The organism is Spirochaetota bacterium (assembly GCA_040756435.1).
In the GTDB taxonomy this organism is placed as follows: Bacteria; Spirochaetota; UBA4802; order UBA4802; family UB4802; genus UBA4802.
In genome coordinates, this window is sequence record JBFLZD010000084.1 from 1 (window position 1) to 9,366 (window position 9,366).

At 34.3% G+C, this 9,366-nt stretch carries 4 protein-coding genes; 3 read left to right on the forward strand and 1 reads right to left on the reverse strand.

Annotated features, from left to right (window positions below; genetic code table 11):
• Positions 1-168 precede the first annotated feature (168 nt).
• Positions 169-459, reverse strand: a complete 291-nt coding sequence (locus AB1444_15505; protein ID MEW6528062.1) for a hypothetical protein — start codon at positions 457-459, stop codon at positions 169-171.
• A gap of 674 nt (positions 460-1,133) precedes the next feature.
• Between AB1444_15505 and AB1444_15510 the strand changes: the two genes are divergently transcribed.
• From AB1444_15510 to AB1444_15520, 3 genes are all read left to right on the forward strand, one after another.
• A complete protein-coding gene (locus AB1444_15510) occupies positions 1,134-4,118 on the forward strand; it encodes an AIR synthase-related protein (protein MEW6528063.1) in 2,985 nt (994 codons plus the stop codon).
• 8 nt (positions 4,119-4,126) lie between these two features.
• Positions 4,127-4,936 (forward strand): phosphoribosylformylglycinamidine synthase I, encoded by an 810-nt coding sequence (gene purQ / locus AB1444_15515; protein MEW6528064.1) that lies wholly within the window; start codon positions 4,127-4,129, stop codon positions 4,934-4,936.
• Between the two features lie 311 nt (positions 4,937-5,247).
• Positions 5,248-9,315 carry a PAS domain S-box protein gene (locus AB1444_15520; GenBank protein ID MEW6528065.1) on the forward strand — a complete coding sequence of 1,356 codons (4,068 nt, stop codon included), beginning with the start codon at positions 5,248-5,250 and terminating at the stop codon, positions 9,313-9,315.
• The last annotated feature ends 51 nt before the right edge of the window (positions 9,316-9,366 follow it).

Here is a 9,366-nt window from a genome sequence, read left to right on the forward strand (position 1 = left end):
TTCAAAGATACATCAGGTCCATCACTCAACATACTCCTCAAGCTTATGTGTATGGTATCTGTAGTATTTGCAGGCGTGGTAGTTCATTTCTATCCACAGATTGCAAAATTGTTAGGTATGATGAAGTAATATACTATAAACAGGGGGCACTACAATGCCCCCTGTTTTTTATTCCTGATACACTGGCTTGCCCAATTCTTTGAATGAAAACATCTTAAATGCTCGTGATCCATCATAATCCAGTATTCGCAAATCATCAGTTTCATGTAAATCACGTATTACGATATCAAAATGCCCTCCATATCTTTTTTTGGCCTCTTCTACTGGTATTTCATACGCAATGAATTTTGTAATACCTTTGGATGCTAATTTTTCTTTTAGTTTGTCATTCATGAAGCTATCATACGAGGTAAGATAAACTAACGCACCATTTCCGGTTATTAATAAACCTGCTTTCATGGCACACCTCCTTATTATTATTGGCACCTCTAAAAACCGCCTTCATCATTATAATTGTAATAAAAGAAAGCGGTTTTATCCTCTATATTGTGCCAAAAAGGGAACATCCAAAGATTTATTTTTGGAAGCTCCCGTATATTTCGTACAATAATATAATAATATTTTATATTAAAATCAATAAATAAAGGAATAATACAAAATCAATTATCTGCAATTGTGTAATTAAAGAATTGCATACATAAGCAACATTTTAGCATATAAATGCACACTATAGCATGTTATGTTCATATATATTTTCTTGAAAAATTGATAGCGGATAGAGCATGCATACAATTTTTGATTGTACCAATTATTTTATTTCTTAATTTTTTTAGTTATGATTTTATGCATCCTTGCCTAAATCTGGAATATATGAAAAACTGATTATTTTATTGATTACGGTGTTTTAATTTTATTATTTTTTTGTTAATCATACGTTTTATTGATATAATAAATACATGCAAAAGATTTATTTCGTATCTTTAGCATTGAACAAAACTGATACATACCGAGCAGCTAAAGATAGAATCAAAAAAAAGCGCACCATTTTATGGTGTGCTTTTAATTTTAAAGCTTGAATTTTTTTATAGTAAAAAAAATATTGAGGGAAAAATTAGCTTACAAGAGGTCTTGCTATGGAATTAGCCCGTTACAGGATTGAAATATATTATACTATTCCCGATTCACGTGGTACAGTATTGCAACAAAAACTACATAGATTAGGCTTTTCTGTAAGCGAATGTGTCCGTACCGACAACTATCTCATAAATATTCCTTTGAATGATAGTCAAATTGAGAAGGTTGCACAGGCACTTGTACAACCTGTTACACAAAATTATACTATCAATAAACCTTTTACACCCTCCGACTTTACGTATGCTGTTGAAATTGGATACCTCCCCGGAGTAACCGATAATGTTGCCCACACAACCCGTGAAATCATTGAAGATATTTTCAAAATACACTGTGATCCTGAAAAATGTGTTTTCACTTCATCTACTTATTTCTTATGGGGGGAATTAACTATTGATGCAATTCATGAAATATCACTGGAACTTTACAATCCTTTGATACAGAGATCATTAATTTTATCATATGACGAGTACATAAAGAATGGTGGTATGGGTAATGCCATACCTGTAGTAACACTGCATGAGGATACAAAGGCAGAAGTTGTTTCATTGGATGTCCCCGAAGATGAACTTATAGCATTGGGGAAAGAGGGCATAAAAAATCCTGATGGTACCCGCCGGGGACCTTTAGCACTGGACATGCTTTCCCTTGACGCAATTAAAAAATACTACAGGGATATTGAAAAACGAAATCCCACTGATGTAGAGCTTGAATCAATAGCACAGACCTGGAGTGAACACTGTAAACATACAATTTTTGCTGCACAACTGGATGACATAAATGATGGCATATTCAAGCATTATATTAAAGAAGCAACACTGCGAATTCGCCGTGAGAAAGGCAAAGATGACATCTGTGTTTCAGTATTCTCCGATAATGCTGGTGGAATTGAATTTGATGATGATTATGTCATAGCTGATAAGGTAGAAACCCACAATAGCCCAAGTGCTCTTGATCCTTTTGGCGGAGCTATCACCGGAATTGTAGGAGTAAACAGGGATGCTATTGGATTTGGTTTGGGTTCAAAGCCAGTAGCTAATCGCTATGGATTCTGCTTTGCAAATCCTTTTGACACAAAGCCTTTATACAAATCAAAAGATTCAAATTCCAGGATGCTATCGCCGCGACGAATCATGGAGGGTGTTATCCATGGCGTCAATGTGGGTGGCAACTGTTCTGGCATACCAACCCCACAGGGATTTGTGTATTTTGATGATCGGTATAAAGGGAAGCCTTTGGTCTTTGTTGGGACCGTTGGCTTGATTCCAAAAAAGATTAAAGGAAAATCTTCAGTACATAAAAAAGCAATGCCCGGAGACAATATCGTGATGGTTGGTGGCAGAGTGGGGCGAGATGGCATTCATGGTGCCACTTTTTCTTCAGAAGCGCTTACATCTGGCAGCCCTGCAACAGCGGTTCAGATTGGGGATCCCATTACACAGAAAAAATTTTCTGATGCAATTGTGAAAGAAGCTCGTGATATGGGATTGTATCACTCTATTACCGATAACGGCGCCGGTGGCCTTTCATGTTCGGTTTCTGAGATGGCACGTGAAGCAGGCGGTTTTATTGTATACTTAGATAAAGTTCCACTGAAATATCCCGGCCTTGCTCCATGGCAGATATGGGTTTCCGAATCGCAGGAACGGATGACCCTATCGGTTCCCGATGAAACGCTTGAAGATTTTCTTAACCTGATGAAACGCCGTGGTGTTGAAGCATGGGTAATTGGCAAATTTACTGATTCTGGAAGAGGAATTGTTTATTATAATGGGGAGATAGTTTTTAATATTGACCTTTTCTTTTTGCATGAAGGCCTCCCACAGAAAAAGCTAACAAGCACGTATACTCCGCAGTCACATCCATATCCTGAGTTTGATGATCCAAAAAATATAACTGAACATTTTATTGCAATGGTAAAACGTTTAAATACTGCTAGCTTTGAATTTATTTCAACGCAGTATGACCATGAAGTGCAAGGTAACAGTGTAGTAAAACCTTTGCAGGGAAAAGGGAAGGTTAATGGGAATGCAACTGTTATACGGCCAGTATTGAAATCAAAAAAAGGAGTGGTGTTATCACAGGGATTGTATCCTTCATACAGTGATATTGATACATACTGGATGGCAGCCTGCTCAATAGATACTGCAATTCGCAATGCTGTTGCTACGGGATGTGATCTTGATAAATTAGCATTGCTTGATAACTTCTGCTGGTGTGATTCTACTAATCCTTACAGGTTAGGGCAATTGAAAGAAGCCGCTAGGGCATGTTATGATTTTGCAGTTGCTTACAAAACTCCATTTATTAGCGGCAAAGACAGCATGTTTAATGATTTCAAAGGTTATGATGAAAATTTTAATGAGGTATTTATATCAGTTCCTCCAACATTGCTTATCTCTTCAATTGGTGTTGTTTCTGATATTGCATATTGCCAGACTCTTGATTTTAAAAAAGCTGGCGACTATATCTATATTCTTGGAATTACCAGAGATGAATTAGGTGGTAGTGAGTACTTAGCGTATATGGGTGAAAAACTTTCAGGGAAAAAATATATAGGCGATAGTATTCCGCACGTAGATACAACCGTAAATACTCACATTTATAGAGTAATTGAAAAAGCATTACGTAAAGGCTTGATTGCTTCAAGCATCAGCATTGAAAGAGGCGGTATAGCACTGGCACTTGCAAAATCGGCAATGGGCGGATTGCTGGGAGCCAACATTGATTTACGTGCTATTCCTCAGGAAAATATTAACCGCAATGACACACTACTTTTCTCAGAATCACAGGGTAGAATTCTTGTGTCGATAGCTCCTGAAAATAAGTCTAATTTTGAAAAACTATGCAAGGACATACCTTTTGCTAAAATAGGGCAGGTTAATGATGATTTACTTACCATTGCTGGTTTACAGGGGAATGAAATTGTTTCAGTTTCAGTTTTTGACCTGCATTCTGCATACAAATCTACTTTCAGCGAATTTTAGAGGTACCGATGGCAAAACCAAAAGCCTTAATAGTAACAGGATATGGCATTAATTGTGATGAGGAAACGCGGTTTTCATTTGAATTAGCTGGTGCACATGCAACAATAATTCATATAAATGACATTATTGAAAATAAATCACTTCTAAATTCTTACCAAATTTTTGCATTTCCTGGTGGTTTTTCGTATGGTGACGATACCGGCAGCGGCAAAGCACTGGCAAATAAAATTAAGCATAACCTTTATGATGAAATGATGTCATTTATTAACCGTGATACCTTGATGATTGGTATTTGCAATGGATTTCAGGTAATGGTTAATTTAGGGATAGTACCAGCATTAACTCAAACAATTGGCAATGTTGAAGTTTCACTTGAACACAACGCTACATTCAGGTTCCAGTGCAGATGGGTTGATTTGACTATCAATCCCCATTCAAACTGTGTATTCACAAAAGGTATTGAAAAGCTGCATATTCCCGTAGCGCATGGTGAAGGCAATTTTGTTGCACCACAGCATATTATTGATAAACTTTCTAAGAACAATCAAATCATTATGCAATATATAAAGCCAGATGGATCATTTGCCCAGGGTCAATTTCCCTATAATCCAAATGGTTCAATTATGGACATTGCAGCCATTTGTGACACCACCGGTAGAATCATGGGTATGATGCCTCATCCTGAACGACATATATATTTTATGCAACGAGACAACTGGACATATTTACGTGAAATATCAAGAAGGCAAAATAAAGAAATCTCACACTATGGTGAGGGATTGCAGATATTTAAAAATGCTGTTGAGTATTACAAATAAACATTAAAAAAATTTACATTTATCAAAATGACTTAGAAGATATTCTTATCAGTTAATGTTTAGTGGTTATGTTTTTTTTCATTCCAATAAAAATAAATTAATTTGACTTTGATTAATTTTATCTTTATACTTTTTCACCAGAGCCTATCAAATAAACGCCGGAGTATAATAATTTATAACAACCATTATATTTATATATGTTTAATTATATAACATCCTTTCTGCATGAACTTGTTTCAATTAATTTGTCAAAAAAAAAGCTAATTTATTTATTAGCAATCTTATTGGTAATTGTGGTTGCCGGGATTATATTGCTTTACCTTCAATATAGTGACTTTCAGTCTATTGCATACAACAGACTTTTAACTATCGCTGAAAATAAAAAAGAAGATATAGGTAATTGGCTTAAGGATCAAACGGATGATGCATATTTACTGATACAATCAAAACAATTCAGAAACATAGTGCAAAACTATTTCACTTATAACAATGCTGAAAGTTATAATACATTATATGAATTTCTTGATTTTTATGCAAAAAATAACGATATTGGTGAAGTATTGCTGGTTAATAAAGATGGCACAATTTTATTCAGCTTATATAAACATATTAAAATTGTTGCACAGGAAACTATACAATATTTGCACTATGCAGCTGAAACCAACAAACCAGTATTTAACGATATACACATTGACAACAAGGATTTTGATTATCATATTAGCTTGATTGTCCCATTAAATCCTGTTTCCACAACAAGATCAAATCATTTTATTATATTGATATCTTCTGCTCAAAACTTTATTTTTCCTCTATTACAAAGATGGACAGGGTTTACACAATCCGGTGAAACAATTCTGTTTGTTAAAGATAAACCAACATTATATATATTTAAGGCATATTTACCGCAAAAAATTCCAGAGATCATTAAAGTTAATACAGAGTCACTATCGCCTGACAATATTATTCGCAAGGCAATGAACGGCTTTGAAGGCTTTACGTATGGAAAGGATTTATATGATATACATGTTGGAACCTATATTACCAGTATCCCTCAAACTCCCTGGATTATTTTAAGCAAATCCAGTAAAGCAGAGTTGTTTCAAAGATGGTACGTCATAATAACTATATCCATCACACTATTTATTTTAAGCATTGTATTATTATTTTCAATAATTATTATAATGCAAAAAGAACAGCAAAGAACCTATTTCCAGGAACTATCGCAAAGAAACGAAGAACAATTAAAAATTTACCAGATTTATAAATATATAATACAATCTATTGGCAATGGATTGATCATTACAGATAATTCAGGAAATATTGAATTTATCAATACAACTGGGGAATTGCTGACAGGATGGCGCAACGATGATGCAAACGGTAAGCATGTATTAGATATTTTACATATAATTTCGCACAATACTAATAAAACTTCCAAAGATAATTTATTCCAGATTATCTCCGAAGGTAAGTTCAGAGGTGAATATCATAATAGTGTGCTTATTTCTAAGACAGGTCTGGAAATACCAATTAATTATCATGGAACGATACTTAAATCAGGGGATAATCAACACCTGGGGGCTGTCATTCTTATTGAAGACCAAACCAGGGAGAGTTTTTTAAATCTTATTAATGATATACGGCTAAAATTTATTAATTTTTCTATTAATCATACAAAGGATGATTTTATAAAAAAGGTGCTCCATGAAATCTTAACAATAACAAATAGTCAGATAGGTTGTTATATTTCATACAAATATCTTTATAAACAAATAACAAGTTTAAAAGAATTCCCCAATTCGTATCATACATATTGTATTGATCAAAATATTGATTGTTCAGTTGATTATGAAAAAGTATGGGATGAATGTCAGAAAAACAAAGGACCTATCCTTAATAATGAACATACGCAATATTTTTATTGTGAACAGCTTTTAAATAGTAGTAACCACCCACGTGAATTGTTTGTGCCTATTTTCAGAGAAAATACTATTGTTGGCATAATAGGTGTAGCTAATCAACATAAAGATTATACGTATGCTGATGTTTCTAAACTTTCCATACTCTCAGATATGGTATATGAGATACTATCTCATAAAGACAATGAAGAAGCATATAGAAATTTAGTTATGTTGTCAAATGAGTTAGCATGTATTGCTGATTTAAAGACCACCCGCTTTTTATTAGTCAACCCATCGTTTACAAAAACATTAGGGTATTCAGTAGAAGAACTGACATCAGCAACCTTTCTTGAATTTGTTCATCCTGACGATAAAGAAAAAACCATACAAATTATTAATGAAAAACTTTTAAAAGGGGAAGACGTTATTTCATTTGAAAATCGCTATAGGAGCAAGGATGGAAAGTATGTATGGTTAGAATGGAATTCCCATCCTGTAGCCTTGCAAGGTATAACTTTTGCAACAGCACATAATATTACCGAAAGGAAAATAGCCGAAGAGGTGTTAAAAGAAAATGAAAAAAAATTCCGTGAACTCTTCACACACTCCAATGATGGTATATGTTTACATGAACTTGTTTATGATAATAACGGTAATGCTATTGATTATAAAATATTAGATGTTAATCCTCAATATGAGAATATATTATCGTTAAATAAGGAAGATGTTATTGGCAAATTAAGCACAGAAATATATAAAACATCCCATCCTCCCTATTTTGATATTTATAAAGAGGTTGCCCTAACAGGAAAATCTACAACCTTTGAAACATATTATGCACCAATGGATAAATATTTCATTATCTCTATTTTTTCACCCCAAAAAGGTCAATTTGCAACTGTATTTAAAGACATTACCGAAATTAAATTAGCTGCCAAAAAGATAGAAGAGTCTGAAGAAAAGTTTTCTTTGTTTATGAAAAATCTACCCCTTGTGGTTGTTATACGGGATATACATGGCAGATATATTTACTTAAATGATGAATGGGAAAAAGTAATGGAATTGAGAAAAGAAGATTGGTTAGGTAAAACCCCTTATGATGTTTTTCCAAAAGAGGATGCTGAAAAGCTATTACAGGGCGATAGAGAGGCTATTGAAAAAGGGGTAACTCAACAAAAGGTATTCACATTACAACATAAATCTGGCATACGATGGTGGATGGCCAATAGTTTTGTGCTATATGATTACGAAAAGAAACCGGCATACGTGGCAACACTCTATATAGATATCACCCAGCAGAAAAAAGCAGAGGAAGAAAGAGAAAAGCTTAAAGATCAACTGATACAGGCGCAAAAGTTAGAATCGGTTGGAAGATTGGCAGGGGGTGTTGCCCATGATTATAATAATATGCTTGAAGTCATACTGGGTAACGCACAGCTTGCGTTAATACAAATTGAGAGCAAAGATGATGTAAAAAATTATTTGGAAGAAATAACAAAAGCTGCCAAACGTTCTGCCGATATCACAAAACAGCTTTTGACATTTGCCCGCAAGCAAATAAGCGAACCCCAGATAGTTAATATCAATACAATAATTGAAAGTATGCTCAAAATGTTACGGCGTCTGATAGGCGAAGACATAGATTTACAATGGATTTTCAATGAAAACCTATGGAACGTCTATATTGACCCTGTACAACTAAATCAGATTGTTGCCAATTTATGCGTTAATGCTCGAGATGCAATTCAGAATAATGGCATTATTACTATAAAAACAAAGAATGTTACATTAAATGAAGAATACTGCAAAGATATCCCTGATTGTCTTCCCGGCGAATATGTAATGCTTTCAGTCAGTGATAATGGTACAGGAATAGATAAAGAAATCATAGGCAAAATTTTTGAACCATTTTTTACCACAAAGGAAGTAGGAAAGGGTACTGGCCTTGGCCTGGCAACAGTATATGGTATCGTAAAACAACATCATGGTTTTATAAATGTATATTCGGAAAAAGGGAAAGGCAGTACTTTTAATATTTATTTACCCCGATACCGTGGCCCCCAGGAAGCTGAAAAAAGTGTTATCAGTGATAGCTGGGTATATGGCAATGGTGAAACAATACTTGTTGTGGAAGATGAACCTTCACTGCTGAAAATGGTTCAGGTAATGTTAGAGAGACTTAACTATACCGTTGTATCAGCACAGTCGCCTGCTGAAGCCATAAACATTGTACAATCCAAAGGGCAATCTATTCAATTGTTGCTAACTGATTTTATCATGCCTATTATGGATGGTTTACAACTTGCACAGGAAGTTGCTAAATTATTTCCGCACATAAAATTTTTATTTATGTCAGGATATACTGATAGAATATTATTTGAAACCGATAGTGATAATAAAGAAACAAATTTTTTACACAAACCTTTCTCGATAAGTGAACTTGCAAAGAAAATACACGAGATTTTAGAAAAAAATTAACCCTTCCATGTTATTTACAGGAAGGGTTTATGATGAAAATAGTGAACGCCT

Excerpts from the sequence above, each read along its gene's own strand:
- AB1444_15510 (MEW6528063.1), top strand. The coding sequence starts at position 1,134 with ATGGAATTAGCCCGTTACAGGATTGAAATATATTATACTATTCCCGAT.
- AB1444_15505 (MEW6528062.1), bottom strand. The coding sequence starts at position 459 with ATGAAAGCAGGTTTATTAATAACCGGAAATGGTGCGTTAGTTTATCTT.
- purQ (MEW6528064.1), top strand. The coding sequence starts at position 4,127 with ATGGCAAAACCAAAAGCCTTAATAGTAACAGGATATGGCATTAATTGT.